19 protein-coding genes and 1 tRNA gene are annotated in these 20551 nt (G+C 68.7%); 16 read left to right on the top strand and 4 right to left on the bottom strand.

Annotation, left to right across the window (positions count from 1 at the left end):
- Positions 1-75: 75 nt before the first annotated feature.
- A tRNA-Pro gene (locus DTO57_RS09610) sits at positions 76-149 on the bottom strand.
- A 119-nt stretch (positions 150-268) separates the two neighbouring features.
- Here DTO57_RS09610 and DTO57_RS09605 point away from each other — a divergent pair.
- The 14 genes from DTO57_RS09605 to DTO57_RS09540 all read left to right on the top strand — a co-directional run bounded on the left by DTO57_RS09605 (position 269) and on the right by DTO57_RS09540 (position 13890).
- Positions 269-1933, top strand: a complete 1665-nt coding sequence (locus DTO57_RS09605; RefSeq protein WP_162785729.1) for a GspE/PulE family protein — start codon at positions 269-271, stop codon at positions 1931-1933.
- Positions 1934-2052: 119 nt separating this feature from the next.
- Complete coding sequence (locus tag DTO57_RS09600; RefSeq protein WP_162785728.1) at positions 2053-3174, top strand: type IV pilus twitching motility protein PilT; 1122 nt, start codon at positions 2053-2055, stop codon at positions 3172-3174.
- Positions 3171-4394: a type II secretion system F family protein gene (locus tag DTO57_RS09595; RefSeq protein WP_114118017.1), complete on the top strand. Its 1224-nt coding sequence runs from the start codon at positions 3171-3173 to the stop codon at positions 4392-4394. The genes DTO57_RS09600 and DTO57_RS09595 overlap by 4 nt, the downstream gene beginning before the upstream one ends.
- A gap of 8 nt (positions 4395-4402) precedes the next feature.
- Positions 4403-5602 carry a hypothetical protein gene (locus tag DTO57_RS09590; RefSeq protein ID WP_162785727.1) on the top strand — a complete coding sequence of 400 codons (1200 nt, stop codon included), beginning with the start codon at positions 4403-4405 and terminating at the stop codon, positions 5600-5602.
- A 35-nt stretch (positions 5603-5637) separates the two neighbouring features.
- Positions 5638-6063 (top strand): type IV pilin protein, encoded by a 426-nt coding sequence (locus tag DTO57_RS09585; RefSeq protein WP_229730385.1) that lies wholly within the window; start codon positions 5638-5640, stop codon positions 6061-6063.
- 70 nt (positions 6064-6133) lie between these two features.
- Positions 6134-6544: a type IV pilus modification PilV family protein gene (locus DTO57_RS09580; protein ID WP_114118015.1), complete on the top strand. Its 411-nt coding sequence runs from the start codon at positions 6134-6136 to the stop codon at positions 6542-6544.
- Positions 6541-7158, top strand: coding sequence for a type II secretion system protein (locus tag DTO57_RS09575; RefSeq protein WP_114118014.1), 618 nt, complete (start codon positions 6541-6543; stop codon positions 7156-7158). Before DTO57_RS09580 ends, DTO57_RS09575 begins: the two co-directional genes overlap by 4 nt.
- Positions 7136-9745, top strand: a complete 2610-nt coding sequence (locus DTO57_RS14385; RefSeq protein ID WP_162785726.1) for a hypothetical protein — start codon at positions 7136-7138, stop codon at positions 9743-9745. Before DTO57_RS09575 ends, DTO57_RS14385 begins: the two co-directional genes overlap by 23 nt.
- Positions 9742-10752: a type IV pilus assembly protein PilM gene (gene pilM, locus DTO57_RS09565; protein ID WP_114118013.1), complete on the top strand. Its 1011-nt coding sequence runs from the start codon at positions 9742-9744 to the stop codon at positions 10750-10752. Before DTO57_RS14385 ends, pilM begins: the two co-directional genes overlap by 4 nt.
- Positions 10742-11440 carry a PilN domain-containing protein gene (locus tag DTO57_RS09560; protein WP_114118012.1) on the top strand — a complete coding sequence of 233 codons (699 nt, stop codon included), beginning with the start codon at positions 10742-10744 and terminating at the stop codon, positions 11438-11440. The genes pilM and DTO57_RS09560 overlap by 11 nt, the downstream gene beginning before the upstream one ends.
- The gene (locus tag DTO57_RS09555) at positions 11437-12015 is read left to right on the top strand and encodes a hypothetical protein (protein ID WP_114118011.1); all 579 of its coding nucleotides are present in this window, start codon (positions 11437-11439) and stop codon (positions 12013-12015) included. Before DTO57_RS09560 ends, DTO57_RS09555 begins: the two co-directional genes overlap by 4 nt.
- Entirely contained in the window at positions 12008-12475 is a 468-nt protein-coding gene (locus tag DTO57_RS09550) for a hypothetical protein (protein WP_114118010.1), read from the top strand. Before DTO57_RS09555 ends, DTO57_RS09550 begins: the two co-directional genes overlap by 8 nt.
- Positions 12472-13230, top strand: a complete 759-nt coding sequence (locus DTO57_RS09545) for a prepilin peptidase (RefSeq protein WP_229730384.1) — start codon at positions 12472-12474, stop codon at positions 13228-13230. The genes DTO57_RS09550 and DTO57_RS09545 overlap by 4 nt, the downstream gene beginning before the upstream one ends.
- Positions 13231-13287: 57 nt before the next feature.
- Positions 13288-13890 carry a GTP pyrophosphokinase gene (locus tag DTO57_RS09540; protein WP_114118008.1) on the top strand — a complete coding sequence of 201 codons (603 nt, stop codon included), beginning with the start codon at positions 13288-13290 and terminating at the stop codon, positions 13888-13890.
- Here DTO57_RS09540 and DTO57_RS09535 read toward each other — a convergent pair whose 3' ends face one another.
- Together DTO57_RS09535 and DTO57_RS09530 are read right to left on the bottom strand one after the other, a co-directional pair.
- Positions 13891-14811, bottom strand: a complete 921-nt coding sequence (locus DTO57_RS09535) for a metallophosphoesterase (protein WP_114118007.1) — start codon at positions 14809-14811, stop codon at positions 13891-13893.
- Positions 14784-17474, bottom strand: coding sequence for a transglycosylase domain-containing protein (locus tag DTO57_RS09530; protein WP_114118006.1), 2691 nt, complete (start codon positions 17472-17474; stop codon positions 14784-14786). The genes DTO57_RS09535 and DTO57_RS09530 overlap by 28 nt, the downstream gene beginning before the upstream one ends.
- 109 nt (positions 17475-17583) lie before the next feature.
- On the opposite strand from DTO57_RS09530, the gene sp36 reads away from it, so the two are divergent.
- Together sp36 and DTO57_RS09520 are read left to right on the top strand one after the other, a co-directional pair.
- On the top strand, positions 17584-17805 hold the full coding sequence (sp36, locus tag DTO57_RS09525; protein ID WP_114118005.1) for a Sp36 family protein: 222 nt from the start codon (positions 17584-17586) through the stop codon (positions 17803-17805).
- Complete coding sequence (locus DTO57_RS09520; protein WP_114118004.1) at positions 17805-18272, top strand: RidA family protein; 468 nt, start codon at positions 17805-17807, stop codon at positions 18270-18272. Before sp36 ends, DTO57_RS09520 begins: the two co-directional genes overlap by 1 nt.
- A gap of 93 nt (positions 18273-18365) precedes the next feature.
- On the opposite strand, the gene acs is transcribed toward DTO57_RS09520, so the two are convergent.
- Complete coding sequence (acs, locus tag DTO57_RS09515; protein ID WP_114118003.1) at positions 18366-20336, bottom strand: acetate--CoA ligase; 1971 nt, start codon at positions 20334-20336, stop codon at positions 18366-18368.
- Between the last annotated feature and the right edge of the window lie 215 nt (positions 20337-20551).

Raw genomic sequence — 20551 nt, 5'->3', positions numbered from 1 at the left:
GCGGAGAATTGCAGAGTTGTGCGTTGGGTGGGCGCACGAAAAAGGCCGGAGCGTTATGCTCCGGCCTTCGTATTGTCGGGATAACAGGATTTGAACCTGCGACCTCCTCGTCCCGAACGAGGCGCGCTACCAAGCTGCGCCATATCCCGCGACAACTCAATTAGTCTACATGCGCCGTCGATTCAGCGCGAATCGCGGGCGACTCCCGCGCGTGGCGGATGCCGCGCTTCGATATCCTGACTCAAAACGTGGGGGCGTAAGGGAGATCATGGCGGGGTTGCGGACGGCTCGAATTCTGCTCGAGCAGCTGGGCACGACGTCGCCCGACCGCGTCGAGGCCGCGGAGGCATCGCTCGCCCAGGCGGCCGAACGGGGCAAGGATCCGACCGATGTGCTCGTCGCCGACGGCCTCGTCACGAGCCTGGACGTCGCGCGCGCGGTCGCGCAGGAGTGGCGCCTCGAGGTCGTCGATCTCTCGGCGGGGGAGGCCGACCCGGTCGCGATGCGCGAGCTCCCGCTCGCCCTCTCGCGTAGGCACGGCGTTGTGATCATCGCCGCCACCGAAGACAGCGTGACGGTCGCGACCGCGGATCCGGGCGACGTCGTCGCGATCGATGATGTCCGCGCGGCGACGGGCCGCGAGCCCCGCCTCGTCGTGGCGCCCGCTGACGACCTCCGCCGCGCCCTCGACGGCTATAGCCAGTCGCAGAACGCGCTCGGCTTCGCGGGCGATGGATTCGAGGCACCGAGCGACGCGCCCCTCGTCGAGAGCGACGAGCCCGTCATCCGCTACGTATCCGAGCTCCTGCGCCGCGCGATTGGCAACGGCGCGAGCGACGTCCACATCGAACCCCTCGACGACGAGGTTCGGGTGCGATTCCGCATCGACGGCGTGCTGCACGAGGTCGAGTCGATGCCCTCCGGCGTCGTGCGCGCCCTCATCACGCGCCTCAAGGTCATGGCCTCGCTCGATATCGCCGAGCGCCGCATGCCGCAGAACGGCCGCATCTCGTTCCCGCATGACGGCCGCGTCGTCGACCTGCGCCTCGCGACGATGCCGACGGTGCGCGGCGAGAAGGCCGTGCTGCGCGTGCTCGACAACGAGCAGGGTGCTCGCCGCATCGACTCGCTCGGCCTCACGAAGCGCCACGGCCGGCTGCTGCGCACGGCGCTCGAGAAGCCCCACGGCCTCATCCTCGTGACGGGCCCGACCGGATCCGGAAAGTCGACGACCCTCTACGCGGCGCTCCAACAGCTGAGCAGGCCAGAGGTGAACATCATCACGGTTGAGGATCCGGTCGAGTACCGACTCGACGGCGTCAACCAGATGCAGATCAACCCGAAGGCCGGGCTGACGTTTGTCGAGGCGCTTCCCGCGCTGCTCCGCGCCGACCCCGACGTGCTGCTCGTCGGAGAGATCCGCGACCGCCAGACCGCGCAGCTCGCGATCGAGGCGGCACTCACGGGCCACCTCGTGCTGACGACGCTGCACACCAACGACGCACCGAGCGCCCCGACGCGCCTGCGCGAGATGGGCATCGAGCCCTTCCTGCTGGGCGCCTCGCTCGACCTCGTCGCGGCCCAGCGCCTCGCGCGGCGCCTGTGCACGTGGTGCCGCGAAGAGTACGCGCCGACTCCGGAGGAGCTTGACCGCATCGGGTGGCCGGCCGATCGCATCGGCGTGCCCGACACCCTCTTCGCCCCGGTGGGGTGCCGTATGTGCGCCGAGACGGGCTACCGCGGCCGCGTAGCCCTACACGAGATGATGGCCGTGAGTGAGGAGATCGAGGGCATGATCGTCAGCGGCGCCTCGACGCTCGAGTTGCGTCGCGCGGCAGAAGCCGAGGGGATGCGCTCTCTGCGCGACGACGGCTTCATCAAGGCGAGGGACGGCGTGACGACCGCGCTCGAGGTGCTGCGCGTCGCGCGATGACCGCGAATGCGCGGTGGTAGACGTCATATCGGCTCCGCTAAGATGGCCTGCAGATACCGCTCCACCACGTGGCTCCACCGCGTGTCGTATCAATCGAGGACCATTTGCTTGCTACTGCTGTGCCCACAACGCGCGCGCACGCGACGCAGCGACGGGCGCTCCGCGACCCCGCGGCGCTCGTCGAGCTGTTGCGCGTCGCACTGGCGCAGGGGGCGAGCGACCTGCACCTCGCGGCGGATCAGACGCCGATGGTCCGCGTCGACGGCGAGCTCGTGCCGCTCGCGCTCGACGGATCCGCGGAGCTCACCTCCGGCGACATCGCGTCGCTCGTGCGGCCGTGCGTCGACGACGCCGGCTGGGCCGACTTTGAGGCGCATCACGAGCGCGACTTCGCCCTCGACATTCCGGACCTCGCCCGCTTCCGCGTGAACCTGCATCTCGAGCGCGGCCGCGTCGGGGCCGTGCTCCGCGCGATCCCGCACGAGGTCCCGCGCCTCGAGCGGCTCGCGGGCCCCGCCGCGCTCGGCGACGTCACCCGCATGCAGCGCGGCCTCGTGCTCGTGACGGGGCCCACCGGATCCGGGAAGTCGACGACGCTCGCCGCGATCGTCGACGAGATCAACCGGTCGCGGGCGGTGCGCGTCGTGACGATCGAGGATCCGATCGAGTTCGTACACCGCCATGGTCGCGCCGTCATCAGTCAGCGCGAGGTGGGCGTCGACACCGAGGGGTTCGCGACGGCGCTGCGGCACGCATTGCGGCAGGACCCGGACGTGATTCTCGTGGGCGAGCTTCGCGACGTCGAGACGATTCGTGCAGCGATCACGGCGGCCGAGACCGGCCACCTCGTGCTCGCGACCCTGCATACGAGGGGTGCCGCCGAGGCGATCGACCGTCTCATCGATGTCTTCCCGGCCGAGCAGCAGGCTCAGGCGCGCACGCAGCTGGCGGCGACGCTGCAGATGGTGATCTCGCAGACGCTCCTGCCGCGCACCGAGGGCGCGGGGCGCCAATTGATCGCCGAGGTGCTCACGGGCACGCCGGCGGTGCGCAGCCTGATCCGCGAGGCGAAGACCCACCAGCTGCCGACGATGATGCTCGCCGGTCGCGAGCACGGTATGACGACCTTCGACCAGGCGCTTGCCGAACAGGTAGCGCGCGGCACGATCAGCTACCGGCGCGCGTACGACGCGGCGCACGACGGCGCAGAGCTTGCCCGCATGACGGGGCGTGGCGGATGACACCGCGCGCCTATAAGTACGAGGCCCGCGACATGACGGGCCAGAAGATCGCGGGCGAAGTGCAGGCAGAGTCTGCCGACGCCGTCGCGACGAAGCTGCAGGCCCAGGGTGCCATCGCGACGTCGATCGCCGAGTCGGGTCGTGGCCTGCAACGTGAGATCCACCTCCGCCCCGGCGGCGCGCGCCCGTCGCGGCGCGACGTCGTGCTGTTCATCCGCCAATTCGCGACGCTTGTCGCGGCCGGCGTTCCGCTCGTGCGCAGCCTCGATATCCTCGCGGATCAGTCGGAGCGGCCATCGATGCGCGCCGCCGTCGAGGCGGTACGCGAGGAGGTCGTCGCCGGTAGCTCGCTGTCGGACGCGTTCTCGGCACAGCCCGACACTTTCCCGGCGATCCTGCGCCACATGGCGCGAGCGGGTGAAACCGCGGGCTTCCTCGACCAGGCGCTCGCGCGCGCCGCGACGGTCCTCGAGAACGAGCAGAAGCTACGCCAGAAGGTGCGCAGCGCGATGACCTACCCGGCCGTCGTCCTCGGGATCATGGTCGTCATCGTCACGGTCATGCTCGCCTTCGTCGTGCCAATCTTCGAAAACATGTTCGCCGATCTCGGCGGAAAGCTGCCGTTCGCGACGCAGGTTCTCGTGACCCTCAGCGATAACCTCTGGTGGATCCTGCCCGCCGTCGCGGCGCTCGCGATCGCCGCGGTGCTGCTGTTCCGTCGGGCCCGGCAAATCCCGGAGCAGCGGCGCGCGCTCGACGCGCTCGCCCTGTGCCTGCCGGTGTTCGGCGCGCTCAACCAGAAGGTCGCGATGAGCAGGTTCTCGCGAAACCTCGGCATGCTCCTCGGCGCGGGCGTTCCGGTGCTCGAGGCGCTCGACGTCGTCGCCGCGACGGTCGGAAATCAGCGCGTCTCCGACGTTGTCGCCCTCGTGCGCGACTCGGTGCGCGACGGTAATTCGCTATCGGGGCCGATGACCGAGCATGCCAAGATCTTCCCGCCCATGGTCGCGCACATGCTGCGCGTGGGCGAAGACAGCGGCCAGGTCGAGCAGATGCTCGAGAAGGTTGCCGAGTTCTACGACGACGAGGTCGAGACCACGACCGACGCGCTCACCTCGCTGCTCGAGCCTCTGCTGATCGTCGTGCTCGGCGTCGTCACCGGCGGAATGGTGATCGCGCTGTACCTGCCCATGTTCTCGATTTACGGCCAGATCTCGTGAGGTTCGCGATGAAGAAGTTTCTGCAGCGGGTGCTCGCGCCGGTCGTGGTCGTGGCGATGCTGGTGGGGGTGGTGGCGCCTGCGGCGGCCGCGGAGACGGAACCCGGATCCGACGCGACCGCGAGCTCGACCGGCTGGCAGGTCAACCGCGGGAGCTTCGGTCTCGAGGTGTCGCTGCCGCCAGACTCGCTCGTCGGCGGGCTGCTCGGGTGGGCGCTGAACCCGATCATCAACAACATCCTGACGCCCGTGACTTCGGCGCTCAACGGTATTCCCGCGGCTGTGGTGAACCCGCTCCTTGGCGCCGTCGCGGGCGACTCGACGGCCGGGACTCCGACGTCGGAGAGCCCCTCGCGCGAGCCGTTCGCGCTCGCCGCGGGGAGCAGTCCGTCGAGCGGGAACCCCGCGAGTTGCACAGATACGAGCGGCACCTGTTATGCATCGCCGATCACGGTCGGCGCGGATCTAGGCATCCTGAAGCTCGCACTCGGAACCGTCCACGGCCTCACCGAATCCGTCTCGACGGCGTCCGGCTACGACCTCGTGGCGCAGTCGCAGGTTGCCGGCCTCGACCTCGGGTTGCTCGGCATCGACCTACTGAGACTTGACGCCCTGACATCGTCGACGACCTGCACGGTCGTCGGGGAGGGGGTGCCCCGCGCGGCCGCCTCGTCGGCGGGTCTGAGCCTGCTTGGCGGAGTCGTCACCGTTGGCGTCGCCGAGGGCACGGGAGCGCTCGACGTGAGCATCGCCGGGCAGCCCGTCGTCGGCCTCGGCGCCGTTGACCTCACGACGTTCGACGGCAACCTCGGCCCGCTGGCAGACGTCTCGCTTGACGAGCACCTGCTGCGCGTCGGAGTTGGGCTGTCGGTTGAAGACCTGCTGCGGGGGCTCGGCGTGCCCGGTCTGTGGGACCTGCTGCGCACGCTCGTGCTCAAGAAGGCCGACGCGAAGATCGTGCTCGAGATTTCCAACGGCCTGCACTCCGATGAGACCTCGGCCGATGCCTCCGGCCTGCACATCGGGGTGGGGCTCTACGTGAACATCGAGGCCAACCTGCTGCGGCTCGTGGGCGCGCGCATCGCGACGGCGGGATCCGCCGCGGACGCCGCGAACAACCTCGTCTCAATCGACCTTGCCCGTACGAGCTGCGCGTCGACGGCGACGCCCGGCGCCGGCGACGACTGGGTCGCCCCGGGCCTGACCTGATATCTCCTTGCATCCCCCACACCAGAAAGACACACATGCAGCTCCACAACACCCCCGCGATGAAGCGCCTCCGCGGCGACAAGGGCTTCACCCTTGTTGAGCTTCTCGTCGTCATCGTCATCATCGGCATCCTCGTGGCGATCGCCGTGCCGATCTTCCTCAACCAGCGCGAGGCCGCCCAGAAGCGCGCCGTCGAGTCGGACGTGCGCAACGCCATCCCTGTGATGGAGACGTACTACTCGGAGAATGGCGTCTACGTCGACGGTCAGTACGGTGAAGACGATGAGACGCCCGGCCCGCTCGAGATCACGACGTCAGACGGCGTCACGCTCGAGATCACGGTCGAGGACGACCGCCAGACCTACGACATCACGGGCACGCACAGCGCACTGGCTGGCGACGGGCAGGTCGACTACGACAGCACCCAGGGCGGCTCCGTGAAGTGGACTGACAAAGAGTAACCCCCCGAGCCACGTGCCGGGCGGGGAGCTCCACCCCCTCCCGGCACGTCCTTTCCTCGCAGGACACCAGATGCGCTTTCGCGACGACGAGGGGTTCACCCTCATCGAGGCGGTCGTGTCGATCGCGATTTTCGCGATCGTCGCCACGGCCGCCACTTTCGCGATCGTGAGCTCGGCGCGCGCGGCGTCGGCGACCGAACTGCGCGTGGCGGCGGGGGAGATCGCGCAGCAACAGCTCGACCGCGTCGTGCTCCTCGGCGCGGATCCCACACCGGCGCCGCAATCGGGAACGATCGCGTCGGGGGATCGCGACTTCGAGGTCGTCTTTGCGGCGACCCCCGGCTACGGCACCACCTGTGACGGCTACCGCGATGTCAGCGTCACGGTCTCGACGGTGGCGTCCGGCGACTCGCGCGTGACGGCGCGGCTGGACACGCGGGTCGCCTGCCCCCGGGGCTCGCTCGACGGGTTCGACGAGTGATCGCCCGGATCCGCCGCGACGACGGCATCACGACGACCGAGCTGATCATCGCGATGGCCATCACCGCGGTGCTGGGCGTCATGACCCTGACGGTGATCCTCGGGCTGAGCAGAGCCTCCGATGCCTCGACCGAGAGGTCGCAATCGGCGTCGGTCGCGCGCACGGCGCTCGAGTCGTGGGGATCCCTCCTCGCCGTTCGCGAGTCGCCCGAGCTCGATGAATCCGCGGACCCGTCGATCGAAACGATCACGGCCGACTCGATTGTCTTCTACGCGTCGATCGACAACCGGGCCCTCGACAGTAGCGAGACGACGAGCCCCACGCGCATCGAGATCACCGCCTCCGGAGAAGGCCTCGTCGAGCGCCGCTTCGAGCGCGACCACCCCGAGACGATGCTGACGGAGCGGCACCTGGTGCCGAACGGATCCCTCTCGGTGCGCGCGTACCGGGCCGACGGCCGGCAGATCGCGCTTCCCTCCTCGGCGGATAGCCCGCTCACCGTTTCCCAGCGCGCCGCCATCGACCGCGTCACCCTCGAAGTCACCGTGCGTGACGAGCGTGGCCGTAGCTACTCGTATGGAGGCGCGAACGATGTTCCGACGACTTCGGAATGACGACGGCCAGGGCCTCATCATGGTCCTCTTGGCGACGATGATGATCCTCGCGCTCGTCGTCGGCGCGACGACGATCATCGCCGCGCAGAGCATTCCCGCGCGCCAATCGGTCGACCGTGCGGCTGCGCTCGCGGCCGCCGAGGGCGGTGTGCAGGACTATCTCGCGCAGCTTGCGGGCCAGTGCCGGTCGCTCGAAACGAGCTGCCATCTTCTGGACACCGAGGCGACCTCCGGCGAGCGGACAATCGGCGATGCCGGAGCCTCGTTCTCGTGGCGGGTCGTCTCGTCGAATAGCGCCGAGGGCACCGTGCGCATCGCGAGCACGGGCTCGTACTCGCGCGGCACGGGAAAGGCCGTCTCCCGAACTCTCGTCGCCGACCTTGTCGCGGGAGCCCAGCTCGGCGACTTCCTCTACTACTCGACGTACGAGACGCAATCCCCGAATCTCGTGAACGCGCAGAATCCCACGCGAGAGATCGCGCTCGGCACGGAGGCGAAGGATCTCGCGGGGGTGCCGGACGGCACAATCACATGGCTTGGCGCAGAAGCCTACGTGCCGCAATCGGGTGAGCCCTATCCGAACTCCAAAGTCTGCGGATCACTCTGGTACGGCGAGGAGAGCCGAGAAGAAGCGGGCGTGACATCGGCCGATAAAGACTGGGGTGAACGGTCCGCAGCATTTTCCGACGGCACGACCCTTACCCGCGGCGGCGACTGCGAGGTGATGTTCTCCTCCGCGACGGAGATGAACGGATCCGTGTACTCGAAGGACGCTCTCCTGCTGTCGTACAGCACCGCCTCCGGCAGCGGTCCGATGTTCCGAGGGAACGTCTGGACGGAGTGGAACCCCGAGAACAACGGCGGCCTCTTCTACCGCACGGTTCCCGAGCCGGTCGGCGGCGGCGTGGCCGTGGGCTCGAAGCTGCCCAAGCTTGCCCCCACAACGGTCACACTGCCCGGTTGGGAGACACCCGCCGACACCACGTGCACCTACCGGGGCGCGACCCAGATCTCGATCGTCACCGCCGAGAGCGGGGGACAGGAGCTGGTGATCACGAGCCCCCTGACCGACGAGGGCGAAGGCGAGTGCTACACCTCGAAGCCCGGCGACGGCCGCGAGGCGATCACCGCCGACGCCCGCGGCGTGTTCGAGGCCCACGTGCCGCTCACTCGCGACACGACGATCCTGGTCGAGAACGCGGATGACGAAGACACGGTCGTCGCCCCCGATTCCGCCACCGCTACCCGCAGCTCCGCCGACACGATCTTCGGGTGGAGGGGCGTCCCCGTGACCGACGTGCTCGATGCCCAGGTCGATTCATCCGCGGAAGAGCGGGCGGGTGGAGACACCGAGCTCCAACGGCTCCTGAAGACCTCAACAGAAAAGATCGACAAGAGCATCGGCGAGAGTTTCGGCGAGCTGTCGACCGACGAACGCAACGAGGCGTCGCTGCGCGAAACGCTCAACGAGGCGATCTACGCCGCACTGACGGCGGAACTCGGCAAACCTGCGGACGAGCCCGAACAGCACCCGCAGTACGTTCGCGTGCACGATCCGGAACTTGAGCCGGCAGAGGGCGAGGAGAATCCGGGCGCCCTGCAAGAAGTCGTGTACGCCTGGACGTTTACGTCCGAAAACACGCACGAAGCCGACGACGAGCCCTTCGCCGGCCCCGCCGCCGGATCCACCGATATCGCCTCGCTGACCGACGAGGTCTCGTACACCGTCGACACCGAGCACCTCACGGCGACGATCGTCCGCCTGAACTGCGCCGACCAGGCGTGCATCGACGACGCGGTCGCGGGCCTGGAAACCGACACCGTCCCCGATGACGCTTCGCCGCTCGTCACGGCCGAGGCGACGCGCCAGCTCGTGACGACGCAGACCACAAGGGTCTCGGCCTTCCCGCTGCCGGGCGACCGCACGGTCTATTCGCGCACCGCCGGCGACGCCTACATCGAGGGCGAGGTCTCGGGCGCCCTGAGCCTGGTCGCCGAGAACGACATCGTCGTGACGGGCGATCTGACGCAGAAGAGCGCAGACCTGGCCACCCCCGATAGCTTCACCTCGTCCGACGCCGTCGCCCTCGTCGCAAAGAACAACGTGATGGTCTACCACCCCGTCGGTTGCGCGGTGGGCACCGACGACTCGCTGATCGCCGCGACGACCGAGGGATTCTGCCCGAACGACCTCACGGGGCTCGTCGACGAGATCGCGGCGACCGATTCGCTGCACCCCTCCCTCCAATACGAGAACCTCGCCGAGACCCCGCCGACCCGCATAGACGCCGCGGTCTACGCCCTGGGCGGCTCCTTTGCTCTCGCGAACCACGACAAGGGCAAGGCCCTCGGCACGCTCAACCTCAACGGCGCCGTCTACCAGCAGCACCGGGGCGCGATGGGCGTCGAGTGGGCGATCACCATCGACCAGCGCGACCGCCCCCGCTCGGGCTACGCCCTCAACTACACCTACGACTCCACCCTGCCCTCCAAGACGTTCCCGTTCGTCCCGTCAGACGGTCGCACCCACGTGGGCGCGTGGACCCTCGTCGGCACGTCCGAGCTCGTGAAAGAAGGAACCCCATGATCGGCATCGATGTCGGATCCTCCGGCGTGCGCGTCGTCGACGTGCAGACCACCCGGGGCGGCGACCGCGTCCTCAAGCGCTACGCGCACGAGGCCCTCCCCGGCGGCGCCGTGCGCGCGGGCGTCGTGCACGACGAGGACGCGGTCGTGAGGGCGCTCAAGCAGGCGTTCCGCAGCGCACGGATCCACGGACGGCGCGCGTCGCTCGCCGCGACGAGCGCGCAGGCGGTCGTTCGCGAGATCAGCATGCCTCACCTCTCGCCAAAGGAGCGCGCCGGCGCCCTGCCGCACCTCGCGCGCGACGTCCTGCCGATCCCGATCGAGCGCGCCGTGCTCGATTTCGCCCCCACCTCGTCGCCCGCGGAGGGCCAGGTGACCGGCCTCCTCGTCGGCATGCCCGCCGACGTCGTGGCGGGGCTCGTCTCTGCGGTGGAGAAGGCGGGCGTCGCGGTCGAATCGGTCGACTTCGCTGCGTTCGCGGCGCTCCGCTCGCTCCCGCCCGCGCCCGTCGCGGCGGCGGCGTGCGTCACGCTCGACCTCGGCGCCTCGACCACGACCCTCGTTGTCGAACACGGCGGCTCCCCGCAGCTCGTGCGCGTGCTCGCCCGTGGCGGTGATGACATCACCTCGGCCATCTCCGAGCGCCTCGGCATCTCGCACGCCGAAGCTGAAGACCGCAAGCGCCACGCGAGCCTCGACAACGCCGGCGACGTCGCCGACGTGTGCCGCGACGCGCTGCGCCCGCTCATGAGCGAGATCCGCAGCTCGCTCGACTACTTCCGCTCGTCCCACCCGGGCGCGGGCGTTGGCAGCATGCGCATCGTCGGCGGCGGATCCAGCCTCGGCGGCATCCGCGCCGCGCTCGCCACGACGCTCGACCTGACGGTCGACGTCGGCGATCCGCTCCTGCTGTTCGCCGAGCGCCGCTTCGACTCAGAACGCAGCCTATTCGCGCCGCACGCGGCCGTCGCCGTCGGACTCACGAAGGAGGCCGCGAATGTCGCTTGACGATGCCCTCACCGAACCCGTGAACGCGGGTTTCGCGGTGATGCAGCCCCGCGTCAACCTGCTTCCGCAGCGGGTGAAGGATCGCCGCTCGATGCGCGGCCGCCGCCGCGGATCCATCATGCTCGTCATCATCTCGCTGATCGTCGTCGGCCTCGCCTACGGCGGCCTCACCGCCTATCAGCAGGTGCTGGAGGGCAGGCTCGACTCGCGCCTCGACACCCAGCAGGAGCTGCTCGCGGAGCAGAGATCGCATGCCGAGATCGCGGGGATCCTCGACGAGACCCAGCTCGTCGAGCGCCGCCTCGAAGAACTGCTCGCCGACGATATCGCCCCCGCCGAGATCACCCGGGCGCTGCGCGACGCGTTGCCCGACGGATCCACGCTCACGGGCCTCACGTTCTCGGTTCCGGGCGCGGACGGCGCCGAATCGAGCGCGCCGGGCGGCGCGAGCGCCGCGCTCGACGGATCCGGCGAGGTCGCGATCGGGCAGATCGAGATCACCGGAACGGGCCGCAACCAGCGCGAGATCCTCGCCTATAGCGAGAAGCTCGAGCAGATCGCGGGCCTGCGTCTGCCGTACATCGTGTCGACGCGCACCCTTGACGACGCGCGCGGTAATGCCTTCACGCTGCGCGTGACCATCACCGATCAGGCTCGCACCGGCCGCTATGCGGGAGAGAACGAATGACCATCGAACGCGATAAGGCCCGCCTGTGGATGCTCGGCGGGGTCGCCGCGGCCATCGTCATCCTGGCCCTCGGCTGGCTGCTCGTCGCCTCGCCCGTGCTCGCCGCGATTGCCGATACGAGCGCCGAGATCGCCGACGTCGAGGCGCAGAACGACACCGTCGCGACCCGTAACGCCGTGCTCGTGGAGGCGGAAGCGGACCGCGCGCGGCACGAGTCGGCGAACGCCGCGGCCCTCACGCGGATCCCGAACCTGCCCCAGACGGCCGAGTTCGGCGACCTGCTCGAGAGCTACGCCGATCAGCAGAGCGTGAGCCTCACGCGCTACTCGACCGGCGCTCCCGAAGAGATCGAGGCAGACGGTCGCACGACCTACCGCCTGCCCGTGTCGTTTACGGTGCGCGGCGGCATCGACCGCGTGCAGAACTTCCTCGACCAGCTGCAGCGCACCGAGGCGCGCGCGATGGTCGTCACAGGCGCCGAGGTGTTGCCTCTCGACGGCCAGCAAGACGGCAACCTCGAGGGCGACGTCGTCGCGAGCATCACGGGCGCCATCTGGGTGACGCCGGATGCGTAGGGCGCTCGCCGCGGTCGCCGCCGTTGTGTTCCTCGCGACGGGGTGCACCGCGGAAGACGCGGGCCCCGAGATCGACCGCTGGTGGAGCAACGGCGTCGACGAGGCCGGTTCGCCCATCCGCCCCGGCGACGCCGACAAGATCGAGCCCGACGAAGACCTCTACTGCGGCATGCTGCGTTCGACGAGCGAGGCGGGCGAGAGCATCCTCCCCGCCGACATCGACCCGAGCGACGAGGAGTACGTCGCGACCGTCACGGCGTTTTTCGACGAGGTCCAGGCGCTCGCGCCCGCAGAACTACAAGAATCGTGGGGCGAGCTCGCCGCGCTCGTCGATGCCCTCGTTGAGGCGGGCGACGACCTCGAGAGCCTCGACACGACGGGCATCGACGCGGAGGCCGTGCAGGCGGCCTCCGAGGCGATCACCGAGCACGCCGCGACGGTCTGCGGCCTGATGCCGTGATCGTCGCCCTCGCGGCGCTCGCGGGCCTGCTCCTCGGATCCTTCGCCAACGTCGTCATCTGGCGCGTTCCGCGCGGGAAGTCGGTCGTGTCGCCGCCGAGCGCGTGCCCGCGGTGCGGGGCGCGGATCAGGTGGTGGCAGAACGTGCCCGTGGTTTCGTTCCTCGCGTTGCGCGGCAGGTGCGCGCCGTGCCGCGCGCCGATCTCGTGGCGATACCCGCTCGTCGAACTCGGCACCGCGGCGCTCTTCGCGCTGACGGCGTGGTGGCGCGGCGCCGAGCTCGACCTGCCGGCGTTCCTCGCGCTCGCCTTCGCCGCGGTCGTACTGACGGCGATCGACATCGAGCACCGGCGGCTACCGAACGCGATCGTGCTACCCGCGATCCCCGTTGTCGGCGTCCTCCTGGCCCTGACGGGGGAGTGGGGCGACCTCCTCCGCGCCGCCATCGCGGCGGCGGCGCTCTTCGCGTTCTACCTCGCGATCGCGCTCATCGCGCCCCGCGGCATGGGCATGGGCGACGTGAAGCTCGCGGCGCTCGTGGGGCTCGCGCTCGGCTGGATCGGCTGGGACGCGCTCGTCGTCGGCGCCTTCGCCGCGTTCGTTTTCGGATCCATCGGCGGCCTCGTCGTGATGGCGCGCGGCGGATCCCGCAAGAGCGCGATCCCGTTCGGCCCGTGGATGTTGCTCGGCATGGCGGTCGGCCTCGTGGCCGGGCCCGCTGTGTCGGCGTGGTACCTCGGCATGCTCGGGTTCTGACGTCGAATCGCGCGCGGTATCGCGCGCTTCCGCGCGGCGACGCTCTAACCTTGAGGCATGGACATCGAGGCGCAGGTCAAGGACGCACTTCGCGAGTACGACCGTAACCTCGTGGAGTACCGCCGCCTGCGCGAGACGTGCGAGACCGAGATCCCCTCGCACCTTCGGCAGTGGGGCGTGCTCGACTTCCGCGTCGAGGCGCGCGTGAAAAAGCGCGGATCCTTCGAGCAGAAGGTGCGCCGGGATCCCGACCGCCCCGTGCTCGACATGGTCGGCCTGCGCATCATGACGTTCTTCCGTAGCGACATCCCGCAGGTCGAGAAGATGACGCGGCGCCTCTTCGACGTCAAGGAAGACTCGTACATCGACAAGGGCGACCTGCTGAGTGATGCGAGCTTCGGCTACCGCAGCGTGCAGTTCGTCGCGCACACGCGTGGCGACGGCGTGGGCGGCGACTTCGAGGCGGGCATCCCCGTCGAGGTGCAGATCCGCACGATGCTCGAGCACGTCTGGGCCGAGGTCGAGCACGACTTCCGCTATAAGCCCCAGCACGAGGCGCCGAGTGCCGACATCAACCGCCGCTTCGCCCTGACGGCGGCGCTGCTTGAGCAGGCCGACCTTAACCTCGACGACATCCGCGAGGAGCTCGAGGGGCGGTAGCTACGCGCGCGGCGCGAGCGTGATCAGCGAGACCTCCGGGCGGCAGCAGAACCGCACGGGGGCGTAGATGGAGTGGCCGAGGCCGGCGCTCACGTTCAGCGGAACGCCGCGCCACTCCGAGAGCCCGCGCGCCTGCTTCACCGGTAGGTCGCAGTTCGACACGAGCGCGCCGTAGAACGGCAGGCGCACCTGGCCGCCGTGCGTGTGCCCGGCGAGGATGAGATCGGATCCGCGGCTCACGAAGCCGTCGAGCACGCGCTGATAGGGAGCGTGCGTCACACCGATCGTGATATCCGCGGCAGGCTGGGCCGCGATTGACGTATCGAGCGCGTCGAAGTCGTCGAGCTTCAGGTGCGGGTCGTCGGTGCCGATGAACCGGATCCGGTGCCCGCGCACCTCGATCGTGTCTGACGCGTTGTCGAGGTTCGACCAGCCGAGCTCGCCCGCGAGGAAGGCATCGAGCCCCGCGGTGTCGAGCGGCGGCACGCGGTGCGGGGTCTTCGACGGGCCGAGGAAGTAGCGAAGCGGGTTGCGCGGCTTCGGCGACCACAGGTCGTTGGATCCGTGCACGTACACGCCCGTCGTGCCCTCGAACGACGCGAGCGCGGAGCGGATCGCGGGAAGCGAATCGGAGTGACCGAAGTGGTCGCCCGTGTCGATCACGAGGTCCGGGCGCATCGAGGCCAGGTGATTGACCCACTCGCGGCGCCGGTTCTGCCAGGGCGCGAGGTGCAGATCGCTGATGTGCAGGATCCGCACCGGGGCGGCACCCGGCTCCAGCACGCGCACCGTGTGGTGGCGCACCGTGTACAGGTGCCGCTCGATGCCGATGCCCCAGACGGCGCTCGCGGCACCAGCGGCCGCGAGCGCCCCGAGGGTGGTAGCGACGGGGCCTAGTCGTCGCTGTTGTCGTCGTCGCACGACTTGGCCTCGTAGTAGATGTCGATCCTGTCGCCATCGCTGAGGTAGGAACCAGCCGCAGGGTCGGTTCTCACGACGCGGCCCGCTTCGGGCGCATCGTCCTTCTCGGTACAGGCGCGCCACACGCGCAGCCCCGCATCGAAGAGCTGATCGTTGGCCTCGAGGTAGGTCTTACCCTTGATGTTCGGAACCTCGATCGATCCCTTACCGTTCGAGACCTTCAGCGTGATGAGACTGCCCGCGGGAGCCTCGCCCGAGGGGCTCGTGCTCTCGACGAGGCCGTCCTCCTGATCACCGTTGACCTTGTTGGGGTCGACGTAGACCGTGAAGCCCTTGTCTTTCAGCGTCTGGGTGGCCTGGTCGACCGACATACCCGCGACGCTCGGCACGGGGTGCTTCGTCGTCTTGATGAGGTTCGGATCCGGATCCGGGAAGTTGTCGCCGCCGAACTTCGCGTTCGCGGCGGCCTGGTTGGCCTTCGACAGCGAATAGCGCAGCTGCGACAGCTGGACACCGTTCGCATACGTCTGGAACAGGTCGCCCTGGTAGGCCTTGCTGTCGCCGTTCTCGCCGTTGACGTTCTTGCTGTACTGCCAGAGCAGGGCGCCGTTGTAGTCGGGGTCCGACTCGTAGACGGCATCGAAGTTTCCGACCCACGTCGCCGTCGTGACGTTGCGCGACGACTGAATCATCCAGCTCTGAATGTTCTGGTGGGTACCGGTCTTACCGAAGGTCTGAATGCCGTCGCCGACGCGGGCCGAGGCACCGGATCCCTGCGAACCCTCCATGACCGAACGCATGTCGTAGGCGGTCGTGTTGGCGATGTTCTCGTCGAGCACGTTCGCGCACTCGTTCTCGGGCATCGGCAGCTCGTTGCCGTCGGCGTCGGTCGCGCTCACGATGGCGGTCGGCTCGCAGCGCGTGCCGCCGTTTGCGACGGCGGCGTAGATCGCGGCCATGTCGATCGGCGCGATGTTCTTGGAGCCGAGGATGCTGTAGGCGCCGTCGTCGGACGAGGCGATGGGCTCGCCGTCGCCGCGCGTCAGGCCCATGTCGGTGGCGACCTGGTGGATCTCGCAGACGTCGAGCTGCGAGGCCATGGCCCAGAAGCCCGAGTTGAGCGAGAGCTCGGTGAACTTCTGCACCGTGCCGACGAGGCCGCCGTTGCCCGCGAAGTTATCGCCGCGGGTGGGGGTCGCCGACCCGATGGGGCTTCCGTTACACGTCATCGGCATCGTTCGGCCCACGCGGCCGTCGAGCACCTCGTTGACGCTTCGGCCGTTCTTCAGCCAGTCGATGATCGTGAAGATCTTGTAGGTCGAACCGGCCGAGAAGCCGGTACCGGCGCCGTGCGTCTGATCGGCGGCGAAGATGACGGCGCTCTCGCCCTTCGTCTTATCGCCGAGCTCGCTGAACCTGGTGTTCTGCGCGAGCGTCAGGATGTTGCCCGTCTTGTTATCGAGCTGCACCGTCGTCGCGCCGAAGCGGATGTTGTCGATGTACTGCGGCGCGTTGTTCGCCATCGCCTGCTGTGCCTCGTACTGCAGGCTGTTGTCGAGCGTCGTGTAGATCTCGAGGCCACCGCGGCGCAGGATGTTCTGGCGCTCGGTGTTGTCGCCGTCGACGATCTCGCCGAACGCGTCGTCGTAACGCGTGTCGTTCAGCACCGTGTTCGTGACGTACTGGCAGAAGTATGCCGAGCCGCCGGCCGCGCTGCAGCCCTTGATGCGCTCGGTGATCTTCGGCTCGATCGCCTCGTCGATCGTCTCGTCGTACTGCTTCTGCGAGATCGTGCCCTCCGCGAGCATGCGGCCGAGCACCTGGTCGCGGCGGTTCTTTGCCGCGGCGTAGCCGTTGTCGGCACCGTTCGTCTCGCTATCGGGGTAGTCGAGGCGGAGGATGTTGGGGTTGTTGACGATGCCGACCAGGGTCGCGGCCTGGCTCAGCGAGAGGTCCTTGGCGGTCGTGTCGAAGTAGTACTGCGCCGCGGCCTCGATGCCGTAGGTCGAACCACCGAAGTTCACGAGGTTCAGGTACCCGATGAGGATCTGCTCCTTCGAGTACTCCTGCTCGATGGTGATGGCGTACCGCATCTCCTGAAGCTTGCGCTGGTAGCCCTCGACGCCGTCGGCCGTCGCGGCCGCGCTGGCGCACTTCGCGAGCTCCTCGTCGTCGGTGGCGGTGCGCTCGCACACCTGCAGCTGCACGCCCTTGACGTACTGCTGGCTGATCGACGAACCACCCTGCGTGTCGTCGGAGACCGCGTTACTGAGAAGCGCGCGGCCGGTACCGATCAGGTCGACGCCGCCGTGCTCGAAGAAGCGCGGATCCTCGGTGGAGAGCAGTGCGTCGTAGACGTACTGCGACACCTGGTTGTACTCGACGGGCTCGCGGTTCTGGTCGTAGAACGACGCGAGCTCGTAGTACTCGCCGCTGCCATCGCCCTTCTGGGCGTAGATCGTCGTCGGCTCCATGGGGCGGTCGATCTGCAGGTTGCCCGGCAGGCTGTCAAACAGCGAAATCGCGCTGGAGGCGGCATACCCAGACACGGCAATGGCCGGGGTGACGGTCGCGGTCACGAGAATTCCGGCGATCGCACTGAGACCGACGAGTCCTAACAACCCGCCGAGCACGCCACCGAACGTCCTTTTCGCATGAGGCATAGGCTTGATGCTAGGGGAAAACCCTGTGTGCGCCACGCGCGCGCCCGGCATATCCGCCGATCCACCTCGCAATTTCGCATTGCGTTCCGCAGTACCGACGGGAGAACTCGTGACCACCTGGGAATACCTCACCACCCCGCTGATGATTCACAACACGGCGGCGATCTTGAACAACTGGGGCAAGCAGGGCTGGGAGCTCGTGCAGGTCGTGCCGAACGCCGAGGGCGGCCTCGTGGCCTACCTGAAGCGTCCCGCGGGCGGCGGCGAGCAGAACGCCGGCCTCGCGCACGCGGCCGAGGCCGCGAAGCAGTTCGAGGGCGAGGCCGCGTAATGAGCATCTCGAAGCGCATTGCCGAGCTCGGCCTCGAGCTCCCCGAGGTCGCGGCCCCCGTCGCGAGCTACATCCCCGCGAAGATCCACGGCGACATCGTCTGGACGTCGGGCCAGCTTCCCTTCGTCGCGGGCGCCCTGCCCGCGACCGGCAAGGTCGGCGACGGCCACGGCCTCGTCCCCGCGGCAGACGCACACGACTACGCCAAGATCAGCGCGCTCAACGCCATCGCGGCCGCGGCTGCCGCAGTCGGCGGCGTCGACCGCCTCACCGGCGTCTTCAAGGTGACGGGCTTCGTCGCCTCCGACCCGTCGTTCACCGGCCAGCCCGGCGTCATCAACGGCACCAGCAACCTGCTCGGCGAGATCTTCGGCGAGGCCGGCGCGCACAGCCGCTCCGCCGTCGGCGTGCCGGTGCTGCCGCTCGACAGCCCCGTAGAGGTTGAGGTCGCCTTCACCTTCGCGTGACGCGGCCCGCAAGTGCGCAAATGAGCCGGTACTGCGGATGATTCCCTCTCGGGGATCCGCAGTACCGGCTCATTTCCGTAGAACGGGGCCGACCTACTTGACCTGCTTGGCGATGGTCGACATCACCATGGTGTCTGCCAGCGTCTGGGTGTCGCCGACCTCGCGGCCCTCGGCGACGTCGCGCAGCAGGCGGCGCATGATCTTGCCGGATCGGGTCTTCGGCAGCTCGCTCACGATGAACACGTCGCGCGGGCGGGCGATCGGGCCGATCTGCTGGCCCACCCACAGGCGCAGCTGCTCGGCGAGGCCCTCGGCGCCGTGTTGCTTGAGGAAGCTCTCCTTGAGGATGACGAAGGCCACGACGGCCTCGCCCGTCATCTCGTCGGAGGCGCCGACGACGGCGGCCTCGGCGGTGGCCTCGTGGGCGACGAGCGCCGACTCGATCTCGGCGGTCGACAGGCGGTGGCCCGAGACGTTCATGACGTCGTCGACGCGGCCGAGCAGCCAGATGTCGCCGTCCTCGTCGCGGCGGGCGCCGTCGCCGGCAAAGTAGAAGCCCTTGTCGGCGAACATCTTCCAATAAGTGTCGACGAAGCGCTCGGGGTCGCCCCAGATGCCGCGCAGCATGCTCGGCCACGGCTCGGTCGCGACGAGCAGGCCGCCCGCGTCGTTGCCGACGGGCTCGCCCTTGTCGTCGACGACATCGATGGCGATACCGGGCTGGGGCACCTGCGCCGAACCGGGCTTCAGCGTCGTCACGCCCGGGAGCGCCGAGATCATGATCGCGCCGGTCTCGGTCTGCCACCACGTGTCAACGATGGGCGTGACGCCCGCGCCGATGACGTCGCGGAACCACATCCATGCCTCGGGGTTGATCGGCTCGCCGACGGATCCGAGCAGGCGCAGCGACGAGAGGTCGCGCTTCTGCGGGATCTCTCGACCCTGCTTCATGAAGCTGCGCACGGCGGTCGGAGCGGTGTAGAAGATGCTGACGCCGTACTTCTCGATGATGTCCCACCAGCGGCCCGGCTCCGGGTGCTCCGGCGTTCCCTCGTAGAGCACCTGGGTCGCGCCGTTCGCGAGCGGGCCGTAGACGGCGTAGCTGTGCCCCGTGATCCAGCCGATGTCGGCGGTGCACCAGTAGACGTCGGTCTCGGGGTGCAGGTCGAAGATGTTCTTGTGCGTGAACGCGGCCTGCGTCAGGTAGCCGCCGGACGTGTGCAGGATGCCCTTGGGGTTGCCCGTCGTGCCCGAGGTGTACAGGATGAACAGCGGGTTCTCGGCGGGGAACGACTCGGCCGTGTGCTCGGCGCTCGCCTGGGGAACGACGTCGTGCCACCACACGTCGCGCTCGTCGTTCCAGTCGACGTCCTGCCCCGTGCGGCGCACCACGAGCACGCGCTCCACGCTCGCCTGCTCACCGGATCCGCGATCGGCGAGCGCCTGATCGACCGCCGGCTTCAGCGCGGTCGCGCGGCCCTTGCGGTATCCGCCGTCGGCGGTGATGACGAGCTTCGCGCCGGCGTCGTCGATGCGCGAGCGCAGGCTGTCCGAGCTGAAGCCGCCGAAGACAACGGAGTGCGCGGCGCCGAGGCGCGCGACGGCGAGGACCGCGGTGATCGCCTCGGGGATCATCGGCATGTAGATCGCGACGCGGTCGCCGCGCTCGATGCCCCAGCCCGAGAGCACGTTGGCGACGCGCTTGACCTCCTCCGTGAGGCTCGCGTAGGTGATCGTGCGGGTGTCGCCCGGCTCACCCTCGAAGTGGAAGGCGACGCGGTCGCCGAGGCCCGCCTCAACGTGGCGGTCGAGGCAGTTGTATGCGACGTTCAGCTCGCCATCGTCGAACCACTTCGCGAACGGCGGGTTCGACCAGTCGAGTACTTGGGTGAACGGCTTCGCCCAGGTGAGAAGCTCGCGAGACTGGTCGGCCCAGAAACCCTCGCGGTCGCGCGCGGCGGCCTCATAAAGCTCGGCACCCGCGATGGCGGTCGCGGCGAAGTCGGGCGACGGGGCGAATTGGCGGGCTTCTTCGCTGGCGAGGTGATCGATCGACTGAGACATAAGGCGCTCCTTTGCGGCGTACGTAGTGCGAGCAGCGATCGCTCGGCGACCCTGCCGGGGATGACGTTACGCCGATTCTCCGACAAACGTCGACCTGGGACGGCGGCATGGGCGTGTCGGCACCCGGGTCAGCGTGTCCACAGGTCCGAATTCGGGGAAGTTATCTGACGATCGAGCGGATCCGCGAGCGGCGCGGGCGCGCTCCTGCGTACCGT

The sequence above is a fragment of the Microbacterium sorbitolivorans genome (assembly GCF_003327285.1).
Classification (GTDB): domain Bacteria; phylum Actinomycetota; class Actinomycetes; order Actinomycetales; family Microbacteriaceae; genus Microbacterium; species Microbacterium sorbitolivorans.
The sequence above is the reverse complement of the archived record's forward strand: the minus strand, read 5'-3'. Positions and strand labels throughout refer to the sequence as shown.